Origin of the sequence: Frigoribacterium sp. VKM Ac-2859 (genome assembly GCF_013204925.1) — a bacterium.
In the GTDB taxonomy this organism is placed as follows: domain Bacteria; phylum Actinomycetota; class Actinomycetes; order Actinomycetales; family Microbacteriaceae; genus Frigoribacterium.
In genome coordinates, this window is sequence record NZ_JABMLC010000002.1 from 795,239 (window position 1) to 818,517 (window position 23,279).

Below are 23,279 nucleotides of genomic sequence, written 5' to 3' on the forward strand. Positions count from 1 at the left end.
GTGCGAGAGGAAGAACACCACGCCGTGCCCCCAGGACGGGGGCTTGCGCGGGATGGATCTGAGGGGACGGAATCTCACCCGGTCAGGACAAGAGGTGATCTTGTTACATTCACGCGTACTCCGCAAGGGGGCGTCAGCCCCCAACAAGGTGGCTCCCCCTCGGGTGTCGGCACTGTGGGGGACACCAGGACGGGGGTCGTCGAGGTCGCGGGCGTCGCCTAGAGTTCGTCCCATGACGCTGCTCCGAGCCGCCCCGTCGGCGCCGGCGGCCGGCCGTCCCGAGCGGTCCCGCGCCTCCCCCGGCGACGCGCGCGCCTGGGTCCGGGCGATCGCCGCCGCCGCGCTCGTCGTGCTCGGCATGCGCTTCACCCTGCCGCAGGGCATGCAGGCGGGTTTCGTCGTGGCCGCCCTGCTGCTGCCCGTGTGGTGGGGCTCGCTGCGGCGCCACCACTGGGGGGTCGCGTTCATGGTGGCGGGCCTCCTGGCCGTCGCGCTCGGGCTCTGGCTGGGCGTCGCCAACTCGGGGGACCACGTCTCGTCGTCGCCCTCCACGGTGCCGATGACGGTCATCCTCCTCGGGACCCTCCTCGGCGTCGGCCTCTTCTTGTGGGGAACGGAGGTCCTGACGCCCGAGCGGGCCGTCCTCTGGTTCGGCATCGGCTTGGCGTTGGGCTTCAGCACGGGCACACCGCTCTTCGCGAGCAACCCCTGGAAGTTCGGGTTCGCCCTGCCGGTGACGGTCATCGCCCTCGCCCTCGCCGCCCGGTACGGACGCCGGTGGGAACTGGCCGTCCTGCTCGCCCTGACGATCGTCGCCGCGCTCAGCGACTTCCGCTCGGCGTTCGGCCTGTTGCTCCTCGCAGCGTTGCTGGTCTTCGCCCAGCTGGCGATCGTCCGCCCGCACCGGCGCCCGTCGGCCGCCGCCGTCCTGATCGGGCTCGGCGTCCTCGGGGTCGTGGTCTTCCAACTCGGTCAGGCCCTCATCCTCGACGGCTACCTCGGCCTCGCGACCCAGTCGCGCAGCGTGGAGCAGCTCAGGGTCTCGGGCTCCCTCATCCTGGGCGGGCGCCCCGAGCTCGCGGCCACCGCCGCCCTGATGGAGCACCACCCCTGGGGCTTCGGGGCCGGCGTCGTCCCGACGGCGGGCGACATCCAGATCGCCAAAGAAGGCATGAGCAGCATCGGGTACCAACCCGACAACGGCTACGTCGAGCGGTTCATGTTCGGCGGGCACTTCGAGCTGCACTCGGTCGTCGGCGACCTCTGGGCGCAGTCGGGCGTGGTGGGGCTCGTGCTGTCCGCCGTCCTCCTCGGCATCCTCGGGGTCGGCGTCGTCCGTCGCATCGCCGAGGGCACCGCGAGCGGCATCTTGCTCTACACCGCGGCGCAGAGCAGCTGGAACCTCTTCTTCGCGCCGTTCTACAGCGCGTTCCCGACCCTGGTCGTCGCCTTGGCCCTGGCATTCGTGCCGGTGGCCCGCGACGGGATCGACCGGTTCAGGGTCGGCGCCACTCCTCGACTGCCGTCATCCCGCCAGCCCACCGGCTGACGACCTCGAAGCCGGCGGTCTCGAGGACGACGTCGTCGGCGCGGGCCGTGGGCTCGTCGGCGGGCTCGACGACCCAGAGGCGGTCGACCGCGTCGAGCCTCGCCTCCGGCGAGCCGAGGGGCCAGGCCGTCCCCCGCAGGCTGTCCTGGTCGACGGGCCGGCTGCGGACCGTGACGTCGACGAGACCGTCGAAGGCATCCGGGTAGACGACGGCGACGTTGGACGTCGACCGCTCGACGACCCGAGGCGGATCGACGTCGAGAGGCGCGAAGTAGACCCCGTCGCCGGGCCGCGCGCCCCGCTCGACCACCGCTGCCGCCTCGGACCAGTCGGTGCCGCTCTTCCCCGTGACCTGACGTTGCGACAGCCAGACCGGGACGCACAGGGCGACGATCACGGCGAGGGCGACCACCCGGGCGCCACGGTGGCGGAGTGCGGTCACGCCGACTCCGACCAGCGCCGCGCACGCCGGCGCCGCGAAGGTGAAGTAGCGGGGGTTGTAGAGCGGGCTCACCAGCAGGCTGTAGCCGACCACGACGGCGGTGGGCACGACGAGCACGGGGACGAGGACCCACAGCGGCCCGGCACGACGGCCGCGCACCCCGGCGACGATCGCAGCCGCCATCGCGATCCACCCCACGAGGGCCAGGGCCAGGGAGGCGAGCGCCCAGGGCTCGGTGGGCGACGCCGTCGAGTCCACGCGCGTGGGGGTCCCCCCGAGGAACCACTGGTTGACCACGATCCCCCGCGCGATCTGCACGAGACCCAGGTCGTTGTCGCCCAGTTGCCCCTGCTGACCGGCGGCCAGCAGCACCACCGGCGACGCCACGAGACCGCCCGCCGCGGCGGAGGCGAGCCAGGCCAGGCGGCGCCTCACCGGGACCCGACGCCAGGCGGCCACGGTCACGGCGTGGGCGACGGCCAACAGGGCGACGTAGATGTTGAGGGCGGTACCCACCCCGACGAGGGCGGCGTACCCGATCCACCGCGCCGCACCTCCTCGGTTCAGCGCGACGACGAGCAGGACGGTCGCCCACACGGCCACGGCCGCGCTGGGCCCGAAGGAGCGCGCCTCGATCCCCATCCAGGTGATGCGCGGCAGCACGACGGCGACCACCGCACCCGCGACGGCGGCGTCCCGGCGTCCGAGCACGACCAGCAGCCGGTGCACGCCGACGACGGCGACTCCGGCCGCGACCGCGCTCGGGAGGCGGAGAGCCACCGGGGAGGTCCCGGCGACGGTCGTCCAGACGTGCATCAGCAGGTAGTAGGCGGCGTGCACGGCGTCGATGCGTTGGACGAGGGCCCAGAGCTCGGGGAGGCTGCGGGTGGCCGCCGAGACCGTCGCGGCCTCGTCGGTCCACAGCGACACCGTCGACGAACCGACCAGCGCCACGGCGGTGCCGGCGAGACCCAGCGCCAGCGGGACGCCGATCGAGGAGGCGCGAGGTCGTCTCGAGGACGCCGTGGACCCGGCCGGGCGGGTCGTCGTCGGGGTGGTGGTCGTCATGGCCGTCCTCGTGCGTGCCGACCGCGAGCCCTCGCCTCGTGGACGAGGGAGAGGGCGACCGGACCGACGGGTCGGGTGCGGGTGGCCCGGAGTGCTGGCATGCTAGCAGCGGCCCTGGACCCCACCGGCGTCCGGCGGGACGGGCCACCCGACCGAGGAGCCACCATGTCGTCAGACGACCAGACGCCCGACCCCACACCGACGAGGTCCCGTCGGCGCCTGGTGATCGCGCTGGCCGCCGTCGCCGTGGCGCTCGCCCTCGTCGTCGCCTTCGTGGTCGTGCCCGCCGTCTCGGGCGGCGACGCCGACGAACCCGGCGCCGCCGGACCGGGGTCGGGCTCGAGCTCGTCGACGACCGGCGAGTCGTCGGACGACGGGACGACGGCCTCGACCGACACCGCGCCTCCCGCCGCGGGGCCGGACACACCCGAGGCACCACCCGTGGGCCTCGACGAGTCGCCCACCGTCGTGGACGGGGTGACGGTCCGGGTGAAAAGCCTCGACGCGGTCGACGGCGAGGCCACACTGCCCGGTGAGGTGACCGGCCCGGCCGTCCGTGCCGAACTCGAGGTGTACAACTCGTCGGCTGCTCCCGTGGACCTCTCGACCGTCGTGGTCAACCTGGCCTACGGTGTCGACCGCACACCCGCGAACACGTTCTCGACCGGGACTTCTTCGTTCCCGGCGAGCGTGGCCGCGGGCGCCACGGCCGACGGCGTCTACGTCTTCGCCGTGCCCGTCGACGGGCATTCCGACCTCCGCCTGACCTTCGACTACGCCGTCGACGTGCCGGTCGTCGTCTTCGAGGGATCGACCTCGTAATACCCCTGTACCCACAACGGGGGCCATTGTCCCCCCTTGGGGGGACCTTATAGTCGTCAAGCCATCGGTACCCGAATGCCGATGACGCCTACCCGACCCGAATGAGGCTCCCCCATGGGAAGAACCGTCTCGTCGCGCCTTCGTCTCCCCGCGATCGTCGCTGCGTCCGCCGTGCTGTTGTCCGTCCTGGTCGGAGTCCAGCCCGCTGCGGCCGACTCCGCCCCCCTCGACCCGACGTCGCCGTCGACGCCGGCGACCGTCACGGCCGACGCGCTCCCCGCACCCCAGATCGACGGGTCCGTCTTCACGCAGGTGATCGTGGGCAACACCGTCTACGCCGCGGGCAAGTTCACGAAGGCCCGCCCGGCGGGTTCGGCAGCGGGCGTCGACGAGGTCCCCCGCAGCTATCTGCTCGCGTACGACATCACCACGGGAGCGCTCTCGACGACGTTCGCGCCGGTGATCGACGGGCAGGTCAAGGCCCTCGCCGCGTCCCCCGACGGCAAACGTCTTTACATCGGCGGCGCCTTCACCAAGGTCAACGGCGTCAACAAGTACCGCCTCGCGGCCCTCGACCCGACCACCGGCGCCCTCGTCACCAGCTGGAACCCCGGCACGAACGCCACCGTGAACGCGATCGCCGCCGTGGGCCCCAACGTCTACATCGCCGGCGTCTTCTCGAGCATCGGCAAGGACACGCGCGCCAAGGCGGCCGCGGTCACCGCCTCGAACGGCACGAACCTCCCGTGGGCTCCGCAGATCGCCGGCGGTGACGTGCTCGGCCTCGTCGCCAGCCCCGACGGCTCGAAGATCGTCCTCGGCGGTTCGTTCAGCTCGGTGAACGGCTCGTCGCAGCCCGGGTACGGGCTCGCCATGGTCGACGCGACCTCGGCGGCCAACCTGCCCGTCCAGGCCAACGACGTCGTCCGCAACGGTGGCGGCCAGGCGGCCATCTACAGCTTGAGCGCCACGGCCAACGGCTTCTACGGGTCGGGCTACACGTTCGGCGGCGGCGGTCGACTCGAAGGCGCCTTCAAGGCGACCTGGAACGGCGACCTCCAGTGGGTCGAGGACTGCCACGGTGACACCTACTCGGTCGCGGCCAACAGCACCGCCGTCTACGTCGCCGGCCACCCGCACTACTGCGGAAACATCGGCGGACAGCCGCAGACCAACCCCTGGACCTTCCAGCGCGCCATGGCGTTCAGCGACTCGGCCACGCAGACCATCACCAACGACCCGATGGGTTACTACAACTTCGCCGGCACTCCCGCCCCCAGCATCCTGAACTGGTTCCCCGACTTCGCCACCGGCACCTACACCGGCCTGAGCCAGGGCCCGTGGAGCGTCGCCGCCAACGACAAGTACGTGGTCTACGGCGGGGAGTTCCCGTCCGTCAACGGCAAGGCGCAGAACGGCCTCGTGCGCTTCGCGGTGTCGAGCATCGCGCCGAACAAGACGGGCCCCGAGGCCTCCGGCGCCCTCTTCACCCCGAGCCTGGTCTCGCTGTCGTCCGGCACGGTCCGGGTCAGCTGGCAGTCCAACTGGGACAAGGACAACGCCAACCTGAGCTACGCCGTCTACCGCGACGGTGACCTCACCAACCCCGTGTACACGACCACCTCCGCCTCGACCTTCTGGAAGCGTCCCGCCCTCGGCTTCGTCGACAAGGACCTCGCGCCCGGCAGCACGCACAGCTACCGCATCCGGGCCACCGACCCGCTCGGCAACACCGTGCTGGGCGACGGCGTGGACGTCACCGTGACCGCCGACAAGGCCTCGCCCTACGTCAAGCAGGTCGCCGCCGACGGAGCCACCTCGCTCTGGCGCCTCGGCGAGAAGAGCGGCTCGACCGTCTACGACTGGGTCGGCTACGACGACCAGCAGGCCCAGGCCGGCGTGACCCGCGGCACCACCGGTCAGACCACGTCCGACTCCGACGGCGCCAGCACCTTCTCCGGCACCGACACGGGCCTCTCGTCCACGACCTCGGCCATCGCCGGCCCGCAGACCTTCTCGGTCGAGGCCTGGTTCCGCACGACGTCGACCACCGGTGGCAAGATCGTCGGCTTCGGCAGCAACCGCACCGGCGCCTCGAACTCGTACGACCGGCACCTCTACATGGACCCCCGGGGCCGTGTGTCCTTCGGCGTCTACCCGGGTTCGTCCCGCATCATCACCAGCCCGACCGCCCTCAACGACGGTGAGTGGCACCAGGTCGTGGGCACGCTGAGCTCGGCCGGCCAGTCGTTCTTCGTGGACGGCAAGAAGGTCGCGACCGACGCCGGCACGACGGGTGGCCAGGACTACACGGGCTACTGGCGCATCGGCGGTGACAACAACTGGGACGGCGCCCCGTACTTCCAGGGCGACATCGACGACGTCTCCGTGTATCCGGCCGCCCTGAGCGCCAAGCAGGTCGACGGCCAGTGGGTCGCCTCGGGCCGCGCGAGCAAGCTGCCCAAGGCCCCGGCCGACGCCTACGGCGCCCGGGTGTTCCAGGACGACCCCGAGGCGTACTTCCGCCTCGACGGGGACGCCTCCACCGTCTCGGCCGACTCGTCGCCCGTCGGCACCAACGGCGTCGTCAGCGGTGGCGTGGCCACCGGCGGCACGTCCGCCGTCGGCGGTTCCGGCCAGTCGGCGACGTTCAACGGCCAGGACGCCGGCGTCGCGACCACCACCTCGTACGACACCCCGAACAACTACACGCTCGAGACCTGGTTCAACACGACGACGACCTCGGGCGGCAAGCTGATCGGCTTCGGCAACCAGCAGACCGGCTACAGCGGCAACTACGACCGCCACGTGTACATGGAGCAGGACGGTCGCCTGCAGTTCGGCAACTGGACCGGTCGGATGAACCTCGCGAGCAGCACGGCGAGCTACAACGACGGCCGTTGGCACCACGTGGTCGCCACGCAGGGCTCGGACGGCATGAAGCTCTACGTCGACGGCGCCCAGGTCGGGTCGAACCCGACCACGGCCTCGGACGGCTACCGCGGGTTCTGGCGCCTCGGCGGCGACAGCTCGTGGAACTCGGGTTCGGGCTACTGGGCCGGGAGCCTCGACGAGGCCGCGGTCTACGCCCGACCCCTCGACGCCACCACGGTCGCGCAGCACTACGCGCTCGGTGCGAACAATCCGAACGCCGCGCCCACGGCGGCCTTCACCTCGACGCCCACCGGTCTCGGCGTCGCCTTCGACGGCCGCACCTCGGTCGACCGCGACGGGACGATCGCCTCGTACGGCTGGGACTTCGGCGACGGGAGCGCCCCGGCCAGCGGCGCCACCCCCTCGCACACCTACGCCGCGGGGGGCACCTACACCGTCACCCTCACCGTGACGGACGAGCAGGGAGCCGTCGGCACGTCGACCGCCACCGTCACCGTGACGGCGCCCCGGGTGAACGCGGCACCGACCGCCTCGTTCACCTCGGTGGTCGACCACCTGGCCGTCGCCGTGGACGCGAGCACCTCGACCGACTCCGACGGGACCGTCGCGTCGTACCGCTGGGACTTCGGTGACGGCACCGTCGCAGCGACGGGTCCGACCGCGAACCACACGTACGCCGCTGCCGGCACCTACACGGTGACGCTCGTCGTGACGGACTCCGAGGGTGCCACCGGCACCTCGACGGGGACGGTCACGGTCGCCCCGGCTCCCCCGGTGAACGTGGCCCCGACGGCCTCGTTCACGAGCGCCGCCACGGGATTGGCCGTCTCGACCGACGCCACCGCGTCGACCGACCCCGACGGCACCGTCGCGGCCTACGCCTGGACGTTCGGTGACGGAGGCACGGCCACGGGCGGGACGGCCGCGCACACCTACGCGGCGGCCGGCACCTACACGGTGACCCTCACCGTGACCGACGACAAGGGCGCCACGGGCATCTCGACCGGCAGCGTGACCGTCGCGCCGATCCCGAACGCTGCTCCGACGGCCTCGTTCACGACGTCGGCCAAGGCCCTCTCGGTCTCGACCGACGGACGCGCCTCGACCGACTCCGACGGCACCGTCACGGCGTACGCCTGGGACTTCGGCGACGGAGGCACGGCGACCGGCAGCACGGCGGCCCACGACTACGCCGTCGGCGGCACCTACACCGTGACCCTCACGGTGACCGACGACAAGGGAGCCACCGCGACCCGCACCACCACGATGACGGTCACCGCGCCTCCCGTGGTCACGGCCGCGGTCAAGGACGGCTTCGGACGCTCGGTGACGGGCGGCTGGGGCACGGCGGAGGTCGGCGGCACCTGGGCCCGCACGGGCAGCGCGTCGCAGTACGCGGTGACCGGTGGGGTCGGCACGCAGTTCCTCGGGGCAGCGGGCTACAACACCTCGATGGCACTCACCGGCGTCAGCACGACCGACGCCGACCTGCGCACCAGCGTGAGCCTCGACAAGGCGGCCACCGGTGGCGGCACCTTCGTCTACGTGACCGGCCGCAAGGTCGCGACGAACTCGGAGTACCGCGCGACCCTGCGCTACCGCTCCGACGGACGCGCCGTCGTCGCCCTGACCGCCTTCAAGGGATCGGCCTCCGGCGTGAACCTGGTGGGCGAGACGCTCGTGCCCGGCACGATCGCCCCCGGTGCGAAGCTCAACGTCCGACTCGAGGTGAGCGGCTCGGGCACGACGACGATCCGCGCCAAGGTCTGGGCGGACGGCACGGCGGAGCCCACGGCCTGGACGGTGTCGGCGACCGACACCTTCGCCGGCCTGCAGGCACCCGGCTGGGTCGCCCTCGGCGCCTACACCTCGGGAAGCACCACCAACGCCCCGCAGACGGTCTCGTTCGACGACCTGAGCGTCTTCAAGCCGTGACCGACGCCGCCCCGGAGCATGCGAGCAGGCTCGTCGTCCAGCAGTCGTTCCCGCGACCGCGACCGACGACGAACCCCTACCTCGTGATGCTCCGGGACGCCGTCGGCGCGGTGCCCGGGGTGGAGGTGCGCACCTTCGACTGGAAGGGCGCCCTCCTGGGCCGCTACGACGTCTTCCACGTGCACTGGCCCGAGATCCTCGTCTCGGGGCAGAGCCCGCTCAAGGCGCTCGTGCGTCAGGCGTTGACCGTCGCCCTGGTGACGAAGCTGCGGCTGACGCGCACCCCGATCGTCCGCACCGAGCACAACCTCGAGCTGCCGAGCGGCATCTCCCGGCGCGAGCGCGTCCTGTTGCGCTGGATCGAGCGACGCACCGCGCTCTGGGTGCGACTGAACGACGAGACGCCCGAGCACGCCGACGCCCTCGGCGCGCTCATCCCCCACGGCCACTACGTCGACTGGTTCGCCCGCTGGCCCTGGCCGTCGCGTGAGGCAGGCCGGGTGTCGTACTTCGGCTTCATCCGCCGCTACAAGGGGGTCGACGGACTCGTCCGGGCCTTCCGCGACGTCCGGGGCGACGACCGGAGGCTGCACGCCGCCGGCAAGCCCTCGACGCCCGAGCTCGCCCACGGGCTCGAGCAGCTCGCGGCCGACGATCCCCGGGTCAGCCTCGACCTGCGTTTCCTCGACGACGAGGCCCTCATCGACGTGGTGCGCCGGGCCGAGCTGGTCGTGCTGCCCTACCGCGAGATGCACAACTCGGGCGGGGTGCTGACGGCGTTGTCGCTCGGCCGGCCCGTGCTCGTGCCCGCCAACGAGGTCAACGCCCGCCTGGCCGACGAGGTCGGAGCCGACTGGGTCCGGCAGTACGCCGACGAACTCGGTCCCGACGACGTCGAGCACGCGCTCGACGCGGCCTCACGGCTCGAGGACGACGCGCGCCCCGACCTGTCGGCCCGCGACTGGGACCGCGCCGGCGAGGCACACGTCGCGGCCTACCGTCGGGCGATCGCCGCGACCCGTGGTCGACGTGCCGTCGGCGGACGCCGGGCGCGCCCGTGAGCTCAGCCGTCGACGCGGCCGTACTCGCGGTACCCCGCGCCCCACGCGCCCGCCACCATGCCGGCGCCCCGGGCCATCGTCCGGATGCCGCGTGCGCGTTGCCCCAGCGACCGTCGACCGAGGGGGCGGGTCACCGTGCCGACCGCGTACCGGCCCAGCCCGCCGACGACGCGCACGCCGCCCTTGGCCGAGAGCCGGAGGCGCGTGGACAGTCGCGAGGCCCCTCGCGCGGACAGCATCACCGAGGTGAGGCTCCAACCGTTGCCGCTGCTGTAGGCACGCTGCACGACCCATCGCCGCGTGACGCGGTGGGCGGGGACGACGTCCGTGACGACCGCCTCGGCGCACCACAGGATCGTGCCGCCACCGGCGACCAGGCTGCGGGTGAACAGGGTGTCCTCGCCACCGAGCTGGCCGAGGGCCACGTCGAAGGCCAGGCCCTGGCGACGCACCTCGACGAGGTCGAGCAGCAGGTTGTTGGTGGCGGCGACGTCGACGGGCGTGCCGGTCGCGAGTCGGCGTCGCACGAAGAAGCGTCCCTCGACGATGAAGGGCTCGGGCTCGACCTCGTACTCGCTGCGCACGGGACCGACGACGGCCGCGGCACCCGTCTCGGCCTGCAGGGAGACCAGGGCGCCCAGCCACCCGTCGGACGGCCGCTCGTCGTCGTCGATGAAGACCAGCACGTCGCCGTCGCCGCTCTCGGCGAGCGCACGGTTGCGGGCCGAGGCGATGCCCGGCGTGGCCTCGACGACGTAGTCGACCGTCACGGGTCCGGCATCGTCGCCCGGGTCGGCCGCCGCGAGCGCCGCCGCCGCCTCGACGCGTCCACGGCCCGATCCGCTCGCGTCGTTGTCGACGACGAGCACGCGCGCCTCGACGCCGAGTCCGCGGACGCTGCGGGCCTGCTCGACGAGCAGCGGCAGCACCGCGTCGAGATCGCGCGGCCGGCGGAAGGTCAGCACGGCGATGGTCAGGAGGCGCGGCGTGGTCGGGTCGGTCGTCACGGCCCCCAGCATGTCAGGTCGGTGAGGGGCGACGGGCCCTGCACCGCGCCTCCTGCGGGTGGACGGGGGACGAACCGTGGGTGAGTCGCTCGCCGGCCTCTCGGTGGTCGTCGTCAACTACGGTTCGACCGACCTGCTGCGCCAGAACCTCGCGCCCGTCTCACGGGCGACGGAGGGCCTCGTCGTGGTCGTCGTCGACAACTGGTCGGGAGCGGCCGAGCGCGCCCGCGTGAGCGAGCTCGCCGCGGCCGAGGGCTGGCACCTCGTCGCGCCCGACGGCAACGAGGGCTTCGGCACCGGCGTCAACCTCGGCGTCGCCCGGGCCGGTGAGGCCGGGGCGCGTCACCACGTGCTGCTCAACCCGGACGCCGTCGCGGACGCGGGAGCCCTCGCCGCCCTGCACCGCGCCTCCTCGTCCGACCCGCTGACGATGAGCGCGCCGACCGTGCTGCGCCCCGACGGCAGCGTCTGGTCGGCGGGCAGCGACCTGTACCTCGACGACGGCCGCATCCGCTCGCGGCGACGACGGCTGCCCGGCGCCCGCGTCGAGGAGTGGCTGAGCGGCGCCTGCCTCGTGCTGAGCGACGACCTCTGGCAGCGCTGCGGCGGCTTCGACGACGACTACTTCCTGTACTGGGAGGACGTCGACCTGTCTCGTCGCGTCGTCGGTTCGGGAGGCGCGCTGCGGCTGCTCGACGACGTCACCGTCGTCCACGCCGAGGGCGGCACGCAGACCGACGGCGGGGCCGACCGGTCGGGGCAGGCGAAGTCGGCCGGGTACTACCGGTACAACATCCGCAACCGGCTGCTGTTCGCCGCGAAGCACCTCGGCGACGACGACCTCCGCCGGTGGCGCTGGCTGACCCCCCGCATCGCGTGGGAGGTGCTGCTGCAGGGCGGGCGCCGCCAGTTCGTCCGGTCACCGGGCACGCTGCTCGTCGGACTGCGGGCCGTCCTCGAGGGGCGACGGATCGTGGCGACCGAGCTGCGCCGACGACGAGCCCGAGAGAAGGTTTGATAAATTTATCAACGGTCGACCCGGGCTCTGATAAATTTATCAACGGTCGACCCGGGCTCTGATAAATTTATCACCGTGCGATCTCCCCTCACCAACCCGTTCTAGGCGGGCTCGGACGTCGTCCCCGACGTCTGGGCCGGCCGAACCGAGCAGCTGAGCGACTGGCACCAGGTCCTGCGACCCCGACGACGTGCGGGTCTGTACGAGACCGGACGGACGATCCTCGGCGAACCGGGCACCGGCAAGTCGAGCCTCGTCCGACGCATCGCCCGCGACGCCGCCGAGGCCGGCGACTGGGTCACGCCTCAGCTGCGCATGCCCACCGGGGCCGATCCGCTCAAGATCATCGCCTCCGCCGTCCTGCGTCTGGCCGACGGCGCCGGGCTCCGTGCCTCGACCCGTCGGGGCGTGCTCGACCTGCTCGCCAGGGTCGAGCAGGTGGCCGTGACCGGCTTCTCGGTGACGACGCGCGGCGCCGACGGCCCCGAGCCGTTCACGGCGCTCTTCGAACTCCTCGTCGAACTCGGGCAGGCGGCGATCGAGCAGGACGCCGTCGTCGTGATCCACGTCGACGAGGTGCAGAACATCGGCGACGAGGCCGCCCTCTCGCAGCTCCTCATCGCGCTCGGCGACACCCTCTCGCACGAGGTCGAGGTCGCCGTCCCCGGTGGAGGCACCGTGTCCCGGCACCTGCCCGTCGCCGTCTACCTGACCGGCCTCCCCGACTTCGAGGACATGGCGGGTGCCCGAAAGGGGGCGACCTTCGCCCGCCGGTTCCGGACCACCACGCTGGGCCCCCTCGACGAGGGCGACATCCTCGAAGCACTCCAGCCGTTCGTGATCGCCGGCTGGGAGACCCCGGGCGAACACGGCGTCGTCGAGACCGTCCGCATGGACCCCGCGGCGGCCAGGGCCATCGCGGCCCTCAGCTGCGGAGAGCCCTTCCTGTTCCAGCTCGCCGGGCAGCGGGCGTGGAACGTCGGGACGGCACCCGTCGTGTCCGAGGACGACGTCGTGGCGGGCTGGCGCGGAGCCGAGGGCGAAGCGTCGGCCCACGTCGAGCGCATCCTGAACCGCCTCCCCCCACGAGAGCACGAGTTCCTCCGGGCGATGGCGTCGCTGCCCCCGGCAGAGCGCACCCTGAACGCCATCGCCGAGGCGATGGGCCTGGCCTCGGGCGCCCAGCTCGGGCCCACCTCGCAACGGCTCGACACGGTGCGCGGGGTGGTGAGCCGGGGCAAGCCGTACGCGTTCCGCAACCGTGCCGTCGAGGCCTACCTGACGACGGACTGGCCCCGGACCGCCTGAGCCCGACCCGGAGTCTCACCCCGGTGGGGGTCGGTGCCACCACGATCTCCGACCATCGGTCGATCCCCGGTGGCTGGGCGCTTCCTAAGCTCGACCCATGAGCACAGCCACCGCACGACCCGAGACCGCGACACCGGCGAGCGCCGACGGCGAGGGGTCGGCGGGTGGTGCCGGGCCGTCGCGGGCCCGCCGGCTCTGGGCGGGCTCGTGGCGCCTCGCCGTCGCCGTCCTCGTCGGGCTGGTCTCCTTCGCCGTGGTCTGGCCGTCGACGGACGTGAGCGGCTGGAGCGACGCCCGGTTCGGGGCCTCCCTGGTCGGAGACGTGCTCGCCGGGCTGACCGCCCTCGCCCTCGTCCCCTTCCGCCACCGGGCACCGCTCGTCGTCGGCCTCGTGGTCCTCGCCCTGGGATCGTTCTCGACGCTCGCGGTCGGGGCCGCCGTCCTGGTCGTCGTGTCGCTGGCCACGCGCCGACGGCCCGGCGAGATCGTGGCCGCCGGTGTCGTGTTCGTCGCGGCCACGGTGGTCGCGGAACTCCTCGTGTTCCGCTCGTGGGAGGACGGGTGGTCCGCCGGGTGGGCGGCGGTCGCCCTGGCCGTCGTCGCCCTCGCCTACGCTCTCCTCGCTCTCGTCGGGGTGGTCGTCGGCTCCCGACGCGCCCTGATCGCCTCGCTGCGCGAACGGGCCCTCCTCGTCGAACGCGACCAGGTGCTCCGCGAGGAGCGGGCCCGCGACGGAGAGCGGGCACACCTGGCCCGCGAGATGCACGACGTCCTCGGCCACCGGCTCTCCCTCGTCGCCCTCCACGCCGGGGCGCTCGAGTACCGGGGCCGCGACCTCGACCCCGACGAGACCGTCGCCGCCGCGGCCGTCGTCCGGGCCGAGGCCCACTCGGCCCTCTCCGACCTGCGGGACGTGCTGGGGGTGCTGCGCGACCCGGAGGCGGGCGGGGCCTCCGAGGTCACGGTCACCGCGCCTCCTCAACCCACGCTGCGCGAGCTCGACGCCCTGGTCGAGGAGGCGCGGGAGGCCGGTTCACCGGTCACGTCGGTGGTCGACGACGCGGCCCGCTCGGCCGAGGTGCCGGCCGCCGTCGGACGGCACGCCTACCGCATCGTCCAGGAAGCCCTCACGAACGCCCGACGTCACGCTCCCGGGCAGCCGGTCCGGGTGACGGTGTCGGTCGAGGCGGCTCCGACGGACGTCGTCCGCATCCGCGTGACGAACCCCGCGCCCCACGGGCCGTCCGACGCCGCGAGGGACGGCCACGGCCTCGCCGGGCTGGCCGAACGCGCCCGACTGGTGGGCGGTCGGTTCCGGGCGGGCCCCGACGGGGACGACTTCGTCGTCGAGGCCGACCTGCCGTGGACGCGATGACCGGCGTGCGTCCGGTGCGGGTCGTCGTGGTCGACGACGACGCCCTGGTGCGGTCGGGGCTGCGGCTCATCCTGGGCGGGCACACGGATGTCGACGTCGTGGGTGAGGCCGTGGACGGGCTGGACGCCGAGGACGTCATCGACCGCACGGAACCGGACGTCGTGTTGATGGACATCCGCATGCCGCGCTGCGACGGACTCGAGGCGACCGAGCGTGAACTGGTCCGACGGCCCGACCTGCGGGTGATCGTGCTGACGACCTTCGAGGCAGACGACCTCGTGCTGGGGGCCCTTCAGCGCGGCGCCCGCGGGTTCCTCGTGAAGGACACCCCTCCGCACGAACTCGTCGAGGCCGTGCTCGCCGTCGCGCGGGGGCGATCGATCCTCTCGCCGAGCGTGCTCGACCGCGTCATCGCCGCCGCCACCCGGACCACCGCGGCGGACGAGGCGGGCTCGGCCGCCGACGCCCGCGCCCGGCTGGCCCTGCTGACCGACCGCGAGAGGGAGGTGGCCGTCGCGGTGGCCGAGGGGGCGTCGAACGCCGAGATCGCCGCCGACCTCTTCGTCAGCGTCGCCACCGTGAAGACCCACGTCGGCCACGCCTACGACAAGCTCGACGTCGGCAACCGCGTGCAGCTGGCGCTCGTCGTCCGGGCGGCCCGACCCGACGCCACGCAGCCCGTGTCCACCACGACCGCGTGACGACGGCCGGGCCGGCCGCCCGGAACGACCGGATCACCGTGCCGTCGGTGACTGCGCCTCGCGGGCGCGCTTCCTCTCGTTGAGGGCCCGCTCGTCGCGTCCGACGATCGCGAGCAGGACGATCGCGAGCACGACGCAGACGAGGATGAGCACGAAGGTGACGTCCCAGCCGAACGCGTGCACGGCCAGGCCGATGCCGGTGGAGGCGAGCGTGGCGCCGAGCACGTAACCGAAGAGGCCGGTGAACCCGGCCGCGGTGCCGGCGACCGATCGCGGGCTGAGGTCGAGGGCCTGCAGGCCGATCAGCATGACCGGGCCGTAGATCAGGCCACCGATGGCGACGAGCATGGCGAGCGAGATCCACAGGGGGCCCTCGACCGGCGAGAGCCAGTAGACCGCTACGGCGACTCCGACGGCGCTCATGAAGAGGATGCCCGTCGGCGACCGGCGGCCCCGGAACACCTTGTCGCTGATGTAGCCGCAGAGCAGGGTGCCGGGGATGCCCGCCAGTTCGAACAGCGAGAACCCGGCGATGCCCTCGCCGAGGCTCGCGCCGCGGACCTCGGACAGGTACACGGGCGCCCAGACGAGCACGCCGTAGCGGAGCGTGTAGACGAAGACGTTGGCCAGCGCCAGGTTCACCATGGTGCGGTTCGTCAGCACGTATCGACGGATGGTGGTCCAGGTGGAGGCACCCTCGTCCGCGGCGTCGGCCTCGACGGGGGCCGGGTCGTTCCGGTACTCCTCGATGGGCGGGAGCCCTTCGGACTCCGGGGTGTCGCGCAGGAGCACGAGCGCCACGACGGCGATCACGAGGCAGACGATCGCGGGGAACCAGAACACGCTCTGCCAGGTGCCGAACGAGGCGAGGGCGACACCCGCGAGGCCACCGGCACCCGCGCCTCCCACGTTGTGGGCGACGTTCCAGATCGCGGTCTTCCCACCACGTTCGGACGTCGAGAACCAGTGCACCAGGGTGCGGCCGCTGGGCGGCCAGCCCATGCCCTGGAAGAACCCGTTGACGATCATCACGACGGCGAAGAGGGCCACCGAGGCACCCACCGCCGGCACGAAGGCGATGACGAGGTTGGCGAGGGCCGACAACGCCAGGCCGATGGGCAGGAAGAACCGTGCGCTGCTCCTGTCGCTCACGATGGCGCTCAGGAACTTGCTGAACCCGTACGCCAGCAGGACGCCGTTCGTGATGACGCCGAGGCCGAGCGTGCTGAAGCCGTTCTCGTCCTTGAGGATGGTCGACACCAACGGCACGTTGTTGCGGATCAGGTAGTAGGCGGCGTACCCGATGAAGATCCCGATGAAGACCTGCAGACGGAGGCGCGGGTAGCGCCGGGCGACGCTCGCGTCGTCGAGCCGGGGTGCGGGCGGTGGAGCCGCGAGGAAGGCGGTCAGCCCTCGTCGGGACGGTGTCTCGGTGGGGGTGCGGTGTTCGGTCGTCATCTCGGCCTTCCTGAGCCACGGCGGTGTGGGCGAACTCATAGCCGATCACAAGGTTGCAGTTCATGCAAATGACAGCCGCCGTTCACCGTCGGGGGGTTGACAGATGAGCCCACCGCCTCGTGCTGCTCGGCCGCGTCGAGAGCCGGCCCGCCGGCTGAGATCGAGGTCGAGGCGAACACGGGCCCACCATGGAGCTCGTCGTCGCGAAGTCGTCACCGCGGTCGCCCACCAGCGATGCGAACGAAGTCCTGGGGGTCCACATGTGCAGCCGCCGGCCGCTCGCTGACTACCTCAGAGGGCCAGCCACGCGTCCGACACGTCGGCTTCCTCGTACTCCCAGCGCCCGGACGCCGCACCGTGCGCCAGCAGCCTCTTCGCGGCGGGGACGTCCGACTCCGGGCCGAGGTCGAACGACAGCAACCGGAACTGCTGAAAGCCCTCACCCGTCACGCCGAGGGGCGCGAACTCCGCGAGGATGCCCTCGAGCGAGTCGTCTCGATCACTCGTGATGATGCGGACCGTCATGCGTCCCCTGCGCCAGACGACTCCGCTCACCCAGAGCACGCCGTCAGCATCCGACGAGACCGCGACCTCGTCGCCGTTCGACATCCCGAAGGCGAAGAACGGCGTGTTCTCGAGGCGGTAGTCACCGGAGATCAGCGGCAGCGCCCACAGCCCCTCGGACTCCGTGTCCGGCCACCCGTCCTCTTGGTCGAGCAGGACGCGGACCTTCACGTGCGTGGCACCCTCGACGGCCTCGCTCGCCTCGGTCCGGACGGTTCCGCCACCGACACCCGGCACCTTCGCGTCCCTGCGCTTGAACGGCCACAACCGGGCCATGCCCCTCGGCGCCCCCGAGCTCATGCCGAGGCGCCGACGAACTCCGCCAGCGACGCCGCGAGGTGGCGCGTCGTCAGCCGCTCCTCGACGAGGGCCCGTCCCGCCGCGCCGAACGCGCGTGCCTCGGCCTCGTCGCCGAGCAACCGCAGCACGTTCCCGGCGAGGGCCGCCGAGTCCCCCACCGGCGCGAGCAGCCCGGTGCGTTCGTGCACCACGTAGTCCTCGATGCCCGGCGTGTCCGTCATCACGACGGGCCGACCCGTGGCCATCGCCTCGAGGCTGACCGTCATGCCGGACGCGTGCAGGTTGTCGCGCGTCGCCACGGCGACGAGCGAGGCACGGGCGTACAGCTCGGCCAGCTCGCGGTGCGAGACGTGCGGCACCACGGTGACGCCCTCGGGCGGGGCCGCGTCGCTCGTCGTCTGCACGACCAGCTCGACGTCCGGTCGCTCGGCGTGGACCTGCTCGAGCGTCGCGAACAGGGTCGCCGGGTCGCGGTCGCGGTCGCCTCCGATGCTCAGCACCATCGGTCGCGTGGGCCACGGACGCGCCGCGAAGAAGTCCTCGTCGACCCCGAAGGTGAAGAACCCGACCGGCGGGCCGTCCTCGCCGACGAACCGCCGCAACGGCTCGACCTGCCCGCGGCTGATCACCCAGAGTCCGCTCATGCGTCGCAGCACGTCACGCATGCGCCCGACGTCCTGCCCGCGCTCGACCCGGTCCGTCACCCAGATCACGCCCGTGTACATGCGCTCGTGCGGCCGTGCCAGCAGCATCCGACGCGCGACGTTCTCGTCCCAGGTCACCCCGACGTCGTCGGACGGCACCCCGGACGAGGAGGCGCGGCGCGGCACCACCCGGTCGCGCAGCACCTGCAGGCGGCCGGGTTCCGGGACGGACGCGATGCGCGCCCCCGGGTCCGCGTCGCGCAGCGCCTCGAGGCCGTACGGCCAGAGGCCGGGGCGGAGGCCCGCCGCGTGGTCGGCCGCCCAACCGGGGACGTCGCGTTCGCTCGCGAACAGGACCTCGATCACCGCGCCTCCTCGGGTCCGTCGCCGGAGCGTGCGTCGGAGGCCTGTTCGGCCGCCGCCCGCTCGACGATGGCCTGGTCGGTCGCCGTCTCGTCGCCACGCTGCTCGTCGACGTCGAGGCCGACGGTGCCGTCGTCGTCGGCATCGTCGCCGGCCGGTCCGCCCGCAGCCGCCTCGGCCCGACGGCGACCGAGGTCGCGCGACACGTACCAGAGGTTCGGCACGAGCTGGCAGAGCGCCACCGAGATCGCCGACCCCAGCACGGGTCCGGCGGCCCCGACCTGTCCGATGAACCACCACGACAGCCCCAGGTTGAGCGGCACCATCAGCACGATCGGCAGCACCTGGAAGACCAGCCCGGTCTTGTCGGTCATGTACATGCCGACCGGGTACTTCGCCGCCTGCAGGCCGACGAACACGACGAAGCCGACGAGCATCCAGCCGTCGAGCGTGATCGCCCCGCCCGAGACGAAGCGCGCCAGGAACGGGCTCAGCACGGCGAGCGCCGTGCCCAGCACGAGTCCCCCCAGCAGGAACCACAGGGTCGGCACGGTCGGCGACTCCACCCGCCCGGCCGAGCGGGCCGCGGCGTAGACCGGCCAGAGGGCGATGCCCGCGGCCGCGACGGTCTGCAGCACGATGCCGAAGAGCTGCGAGGCGAGGTTGTACTGCGCGAGTTCGTCCGGCCCGGCCAGGTGGCTGAGGAGCAGGCGGCCGGTCTGCATCGCGACCGGCAGGGCGATCATCTGCACGAGCATCGGCCAGGCCAGGCCCAGCGCGGGCACGCCGCGGTAGCTGCGGATGCGGGGCACGAGCTTGACGGCCGACCCGATCTGCGGCGACAGCGCGCGCGCCGCCACGATCAGGCAGATCACCGAGACGAGGCTGTTGGCCACGTACGAGATGACCGCGAGGTAGCTGCCGACGGGCACGCTGAACATGACGGCCGAACCGATGGCGAGCAGCATGAACGGTGCCACGACGGCCTGGCTGGCGACCTGCGTGCTGGTCTTCTTCAGCCCCACGAGGATGCGCTGCCCGACCGTGAGCGGGATCACGAGGCCGAACACCGCGAGACAGAGTCCCGCCGCGAGCGAGCCGCCGTCGGGCAGCAACCCCTCGCCGAGCAGCACGGGCCACCAGCCCGCGAGGGTGATGAGCAGGGCGACCGCGACCATGATGCCGCCCGACACCAGCAGCACGCGGAAGGCGGTGACGATCGAGCGCTTGACGAAGTCGTCGGTGCGGACCGACGACGACCCGGCCACCGCGTTGATGACGATGGCCGCGATGCCGAGGTCGGCGAACGGCAACAGGGTCGGGAAGGTCGAGAGCAGCCCGTACTGCGCGTAGGCGTCGGTGCCGAAGTTCTGGATGATCATGCGGCTCGTGATGATGCCGAGCACGCCCGACAGGCCCATCACGATGACCTTCGTCGCCGCGGTCGAGCCCACGGCGGCCATCGCTCCGCCCCGGCGGGGACGACCGGCCGAGCCCGTCGTCGACCGGCTCACGAGGCACTCCTGAACAGTCGGTCGTCCGCGGAGAGGCGCCCGTCCCGGTCGGGCAGGTCGGCCAGCACGTCGTCGGCGGCGCGTCCGGCGTCGAGCGCCTCGACGATCGCGTCGGCCAACACCTGTGGTGCGCGGGGGTCGGACGCGACCACGTGACCGTGGGCGTCGAGCCAGTCGGCGAGCCCCGTCTCGGTGGTCGTGACGACGGTGCAGCCGTGCGACAGCCCCTCGACGATCGGCAGCCCCACCTGTTCGCGCCAGGTCGGGCTGGGCTGCGACCAGAGCACGAGCACGCGCGCCTCCTCGAGCACGGAGTGGATGCGGGGACGGGGTGGGTCGACCTCGACGGCGACCGAGGGCTGCGCGACCGACAGTGCCCGCGCCTCCTGCTCGAGCGCGCCCTTGCCGAGCAGGGTCAGCGTCGCCTCGGGGCGGGCGGCGACGACGAGCGGCCAGGCCGCCGCCAGGACGCGCAGCCCCTTGCGCTCGACGAACGAGCCGACGAAGGCCACCGCGGGCGGGCGGACGCCGCCACCGTGGGCGTCCGCGTGCCGGGTCGGCAGGGCCGGCACGGTCGTCGTGGTGACACGGGGTGAGGCGGCCCCCAGGAGGCGCGCGTACGTCTCGCGCGCGGCGTCCGTCCCGAAGACCACCCGGTCGAGACGGCGCCAGACCGCGCGTGCCAGCACGCGTTCGCCTCGTCGGCGCAGTCGCGTCCGCAGGCGAGGAGCCGTGGCCGCGTCGAAGGGGTCGGCGTTGCCGATCAGGTAGCTGACGACGACCGTGCGGCGGCCGGTCAGCCGGCGTCGCACGGCGAGGGCGGCCAGCACCAGCGCCGTGGTCGGCAGGCTCGACGTCATGAGCGGCTCGTTCACCTCGAGCGTCTCGACCCGTGACCGCGCGATCAGCCAGGCCGAGGCGAGCGGACCGGCCTGCACGAGGTCGAGCCCTGCGGCGAGCGAGTCGTCGAAGTCGTAGCGGGTGACGCGGTAGACGATGCTGGCGGGCGCCAGCTCGTGCGCCCGCTCGAGGTGGGCCGTGCGCACGGACTCGTAGAGGCGGACCGCCGGGAGTCGCGGCGTGCGCCCCCGGGACGGGCGGGCCGGGCGGGTGGGGCTCACGACGTGGCGTCGCCCTGGCGGCCCGCGGTGCGGCGGGACCTGCCCGGGGCCGCCGCGTCGGTCGTGGCGGCCGTCGTGGCGGTCGCGTCGGCCGTCGTGGTGGAGCCGAAGGGATAGGTCTGCTCGTCGGACGACGTCGAGACGGGCACGAGCACCGACGGCGGCAGGTCGTGGGACGCCCGCTGACGACCCGGGGCCACCCCGTCGAACACGACGCCGATGACGCGCACCTTCACGTTCGTCAGCGCGCGGACGGCCGACACGAGCCGCGGCCGGGTCGACCGGCCCGCCGTGGCGACGATGACGACGCCGTCGGTCAGGCGACCGATCTCGAGCGTGTCGGACGACGTGAGCACCGCGGGGGCGTCGACCACGACGACGTCGTAGCGCTCCCCGGCGGTCTCGAGCAGCAGGGCCATCGATCGCGAGCTCAGCAGCGGGCTCGGGTTCGGCGGCACGTCGCCGGCCGTGAGGATGTCGACGCCGTCGCGCCACGACGTCACGGCGGCGGCGAACTCGAGTCGGCCGACGACGACGTCGGTCAGGCCGACCTCGTCCGAGACGGCGGCGAGCTCGGCGAGACCGCTGCCGCGCAGGTCGGCGTCCACCACGAGCACCTCGAGGCCCCGCTCGGCGAAGGCCAGCGCGAGGTCGAGGGCGACCGCAGCCCGACCCTCGCGCTCGTCGGCCGCGACCGACGAGACGGCGATGGTCCGGGTGGCCCGGTCGACGTCCGCGAACTGCAGCTGGGCCCGGATGCGACGGAAGTCGTCCGCCGCCGCGCCCTGGGGTTCGTCGGAGAGAGCCAGCACACCACGGTTGCGGCGCGTGACGCTGCCGAGCAACGGCACGAGGTGCAGGTCCTCGACGTCGCGGGCGGTGCGGAGCCTGGTGTCGACCACCGATCGCAGCAGCGCCAGGGCGATGCCGAGGACGGTTCCGACGGCGAGACCGCTCAGGGCGATCAGTCGGCGGTTCGGGCTGATGGGCGACGTCGGGGGCGTGGCCTCGGCGATCGGCGCGACGCTCAGCGTCGAGTTGCCGGCGGTGTTCTCGGGCGACAGCGCCCGGGCCTGCCGGCTCAACGAGATGGTGACCGCGTTCGCGATGTCGGCCGCCCGTTGCGCGTCGCCGTCCACCACGGCGACGTCGATGATGACGGTGTTCAGAGGGTTCTCGGCGGTGATCTGACGTGCCAGCTGCGTCGGGGTCACGTCGAGGCCCATCTGCTGGATGACGGGTTCGAGCACGACCGACGACGTGGCGAGACGCGTGTAGCTCTGCACGAGGTTCTGCGTGTACGACGACCCCTGCAACAGCTCGTTGGGGTCGGAGCCCTCGGTCGCCGAGACGAACACGCTGCTCGTGGCCCGGAACGAGTCGGGCTGCGTCTGGGCATACGCGTAACCCGCGCCTCCGCCGACGAGGGCGAGGACGACGACGAGGGGCCAACTCTTCAGGAGAGCGCGCCAGTAGTGCTGAGGATCCAACGGACACTCCCGGGTTGAGGTGGTGGAACCTGGCGAGCATACCCGGAGCAGAGAGGTCCTCACGACCCCCGGAGGGGGTGCCCGTGCCCGTGACGGTCAGTCGGCGAGCAGGGCCGTGTCGGCCCAGCGGGTGCCGTGCGGCGTGATCGTCACGCGTCTCGGCTCGTCCAGCACCTCGGGAGCGAGCGCCTCCTGCCCGTCGTCCGGCCCGTGGCCCGCCGACCCGTCGTCCGACGCGTCGACGACCGGCACCTCGGCCGCCCCGGTCGGACGCTCGATGACGATGTCGAGCCACGACTCGGCGACGCCGTCCAGCAGCCCGGCTCCCCACTCGACCACGACGATCGAGCCCTCGAAGTCGAGGTCCAGGTCGTCGAGCTCGGCCTCGCCCGACAGCCGGTACGCGTCCACGTGCACCAAGGGCGTACCCGACGCGGTCGGGTGCGTGCGCGCCAGGACGAACGTCGGGCTCGCCACCTGGCCGCGCACCTGGAGCCCCTCACCGAGGCCGCGCGTGAAGGTCGTCTTGCCGGCGCCGAGCGGTCCGGTCAACACCAGCAGGTCACCCGCCCACAGCGACCCGGCCATCCGACGCCCCAGCGCCTCCATGGCGTCGGCGTCGGCGACGGTCAGCTCGAGGGGGT

The 23,279-nt window shown here is 72.7% G+C and carries 16 protein-coding genes and 1 pseudogene; 8 read left to right on the forward strand and 9 right to left on the reverse strand.

From position 1 onward, the window contains the following. Window positions 1–232: 232 nt before the first annotated feature. Entirely contained in the window at window positions 233–1,549 is a 1,317-nt protein-coding gene (locus HQQ78_RS11560) for a hypothetical protein (protein WP_173153394.1), read from the forward strand. Here HQQ78_RS11560 and HQQ78_RS11565 read toward each other — a convergent pair. Next, window positions 1,497–3,059, reverse strand: coding sequence for a glycosyltransferase family 39 protein (locus HQQ78_RS11565; RefSeq protein WP_173153396.1), 1,563 nt, complete (start codon window positions 3,057–3,059; stop codon window positions 1,497–1,499). The genes HQQ78_RS11560 and HQQ78_RS11565 overlap by 53 nt on opposite strands. A gap of 165 nt (window positions 3,060–3,224) precedes the next feature. Between HQQ78_RS11565 and HQQ78_RS11570 the strand changes: the two genes are divergently transcribed. The 3 genes from HQQ78_RS11570 (at window position 3,225) to HQQ78_RS11580 (ending at window position 9,772) form a co-directional block, all read left to right on the forward strand. Beyond that, window positions 3,225–3,881 carry a hypothetical protein gene (locus HQQ78_RS11570; RefSeq protein ID WP_173153398.1) on the forward strand — a complete coding sequence of 219 codons (657 nt, stop codon included), beginning with the start codon at window positions 3,225–3,227 and terminating at the stop codon, window positions 3,879–3,881. 114 nt (window positions 3,882–3,995) lie between these two features. Then, window positions 3,996–8,711: a PKD domain-containing protein gene (locus HQQ78_RS11575; RefSeq protein WP_173153400.1), complete on the forward strand. Its 4,716-nt coding sequence runs from the start codon at window positions 3,996–3,998 to the stop codon at window positions 8,709–8,711. After that, window positions 8,708–9,772, forward strand: coding sequence for a glycosyltransferase (locus HQQ78_RS11580; RefSeq protein ID WP_173153402.1), 1,065 nt, complete (start codon window positions 8,708–8,710; stop codon window positions 9,770–9,772). Before HQQ78_RS11575 ends, HQQ78_RS11580 begins: the two co-directional genes overlap by 4 nt. A gap of 2 nt (window positions 9,773–9,774) precedes the next feature. Here HQQ78_RS11580 and HQQ78_RS11585 read toward each other — a convergent pair whose 3' ends face one another. Further along, on the reverse strand, window positions 9,775–10,779 hold the full coding sequence (locus HQQ78_RS11585; protein WP_371740458.1) for a glycosyltransferase family 2 protein: 1,005 nt from the start codon (window positions 10,777–10,779) through the stop codon (window positions 9,775–9,777). 76 nt (window positions 10,780–10,855) lie between these two features. On the opposite strand from HQQ78_RS11585, the gene HQQ78_RS11590 reads away from it, so the two are divergent. The 4 genes and pseudogenes from HQQ78_RS11590 (at window position 10,856) to HQQ78_RS11605 (ending at window position 15,181) form a co-directional block, all read left to right on the forward strand. After that, a complete protein-coding gene (locus tag HQQ78_RS11590; protein WP_173153407.1) occupies window positions 10,856–11,797 on the forward strand; it encodes a glycosyltransferase family 2 protein in 942 nt (313 codons plus the stop codon). A gap of 144 nt (window positions 11,798–11,941) precedes the next feature. Then, window positions 11,942–13,105: pseudogene (locus tag HQQ78_RS11595) on the forward strand (ATP-binding protein); the annotation flags it as partial. Between the two features lie 97 nt (window positions 13,106–13,202). After that, the gene (locus tag HQQ78_RS11600; RefSeq protein WP_173153410.1) at window positions 13,203–14,480 is read left to right on the forward strand and encodes a sensor histidine kinase; all 1,278 of its coding nucleotides are present in this window, start codon (window positions 13,203–13,205) and stop codon (window positions 14,478–14,480) included. After that, window positions 14,477–15,181 (forward strand): response regulator transcription factor, encoded by a 705-nt coding sequence (locus tag HQQ78_RS11605; protein ID WP_173153415.1) that lies wholly within the window; start codon window positions 14,477–14,479, stop codon window positions 15,179–15,181. Before HQQ78_RS11600 ends, HQQ78_RS11605 begins: the two co-directional genes overlap by 4 nt. A gap of 33 nt (window positions 15,182–15,214) precedes the next feature. Here the strand turns inward: HQQ78_RS11605 and HQQ78_RS11610 are convergent, their stop codons facing one another. The 7 genes from HQQ78_RS11610 to tsaE form a co-directional block, all read right to left on the reverse strand. After that, on the reverse strand, window positions 15,215–16,639 hold the full coding sequence (locus HQQ78_RS11610) for an MFS transporter (protein WP_173153418.1): 1,425 nt from the start codon (window positions 16,637–16,639) through the stop codon (window positions 15,215–15,217). A gap of 291 nt (window positions 16,640–16,930) precedes the next feature. Next, window positions 16,931–17,503, reverse strand: a complete 573-nt coding sequence (locus HQQ78_RS11615) for a DUF4265 domain-containing protein (protein ID WP_173153420.1) — start codon at window positions 17,501–17,503, stop codon at window positions 16,931–16,933. Beyond that, window positions 17,500–18,513: a glycosyltransferase family 4 protein gene (locus HQQ78_RS16420; protein ID WP_173153423.1), complete on the reverse strand. Its 1,014-nt coding sequence runs from the start codon at window positions 18,511–18,513 to the stop codon at window positions 17,500–17,502. The genes HQQ78_RS11615 and HQQ78_RS16420 overlap by 4 nt, the downstream gene beginning before the upstream one ends. Then, the gene (locus HQQ78_RS11625; RefSeq protein ID WP_216844330.1) at window positions 18,510–20,024 is read right to left on the reverse strand and encodes a polysaccharide biosynthesis protein; all 1,515 of its coding nucleotides are present in this window, start codon (window positions 20,022–20,024) and stop codon (window positions 18,510–18,512) included. Before HQQ78_RS11625 ends, HQQ78_RS16420 begins: the two co-directional genes overlap by 4 nt. Beyond that, a complete protein-coding gene (locus tag HQQ78_RS11630) occupies window positions 20,021–21,145 on the reverse strand; it encodes a glycosyltransferase family 4 protein (protein ID WP_371740457.1) in 1,125 nt (374 codons plus the stop codon). The genes HQQ78_RS11625 and HQQ78_RS11630 overlap by 4 nt, the downstream gene beginning before the upstream one ends. Beyond that, window positions 21,142–22,635: a polysaccharide biosynthesis tyrosine autokinase gene (locus HQQ78_RS11635; protein WP_173153425.1), complete on the reverse strand. Its 1,494-nt coding sequence runs from the start codon at window positions 22,633–22,635 to the stop codon at window positions 21,142–21,144. The genes HQQ78_RS11630 and HQQ78_RS11635 overlap by 4 nt, the downstream gene beginning before the upstream one ends. Before the next feature lie 96 nt (window positions 22,636–22,731). Next, a complete protein-coding gene (tsaE, locus tag HQQ78_RS11640; protein WP_173154857.1) occupies window positions 22,732–23,244 on the reverse strand; it encodes a tRNA (adenosine(37)-N6)-threonylcarbamoyltransferase complex ATPase subunit type 1 TsaE in 513 nt (170 codons plus the stop codon). Window positions 23,245–23,279: the final 35 nt, after the last annotated feature.

Coding starts and splice junctions, on each gene's coding strand:
- HQQ78_RS11610 (WP_173153418.1), bottom strand. CDS start 16,639: ATGACGACCGAACACCGCACCCCCACCGAGACACCGTCCCGACGAGGG.
- HQQ78_RS11575 (WP_173153400.1), top strand. CDS start 3,996: ATGGGAAGAACCGTCTCGTCGCGCCTTCGTCTCCCCGCGATCGTCGCT.
- HQQ78_RS11600 (WP_173153410.1), top strand. CDS start 13,203: ATGAGCACAGCCACCGCACGACCCGAGACCGCGACACCGGCGAGCGCC.
- HQQ78_RS11565 (WP_173153396.1), bottom strand. CDS start 3,059: ATGACGACCACCACCCCGACGACGACCCGCCCGGCCGGGTCCACGGCG.
- HQQ78_RS11605 (WP_173153415.1), top strand. CDS start 14,477: ATGACCGGCGTGCGTCCGGTGCGGGTCGTCGTGGTCGACGACGACGCC.
- HQQ78_RS11615 (WP_173153420.1), bottom strand. CDS start 17,503: ATGAGCTCGGGGGCGCCGAGGGGCATGGCCCGGTTGTGGCCGTTCAAG.
- HQQ78_RS11570 (WP_173153398.1), top strand. CDS start 3,225: ATGTCGTCAGACGACCAGACGCCCGACCCCACACCGACGAGGTCCCGT.
- HQQ78_RS11560 (WP_173153394.1), top strand. CDS start 233: ATGACGCTGCTCCGAGCCGCCCCGTCGGCGCCGGCGGCCGGCCGTCCC.
- tsaE (WP_173154857.1), bottom strand. CDS start 23,244: ATGGAGGCGCTGGGGCGTCGGATGGCCGGGTCGCTGTGGGCGGGTGAC.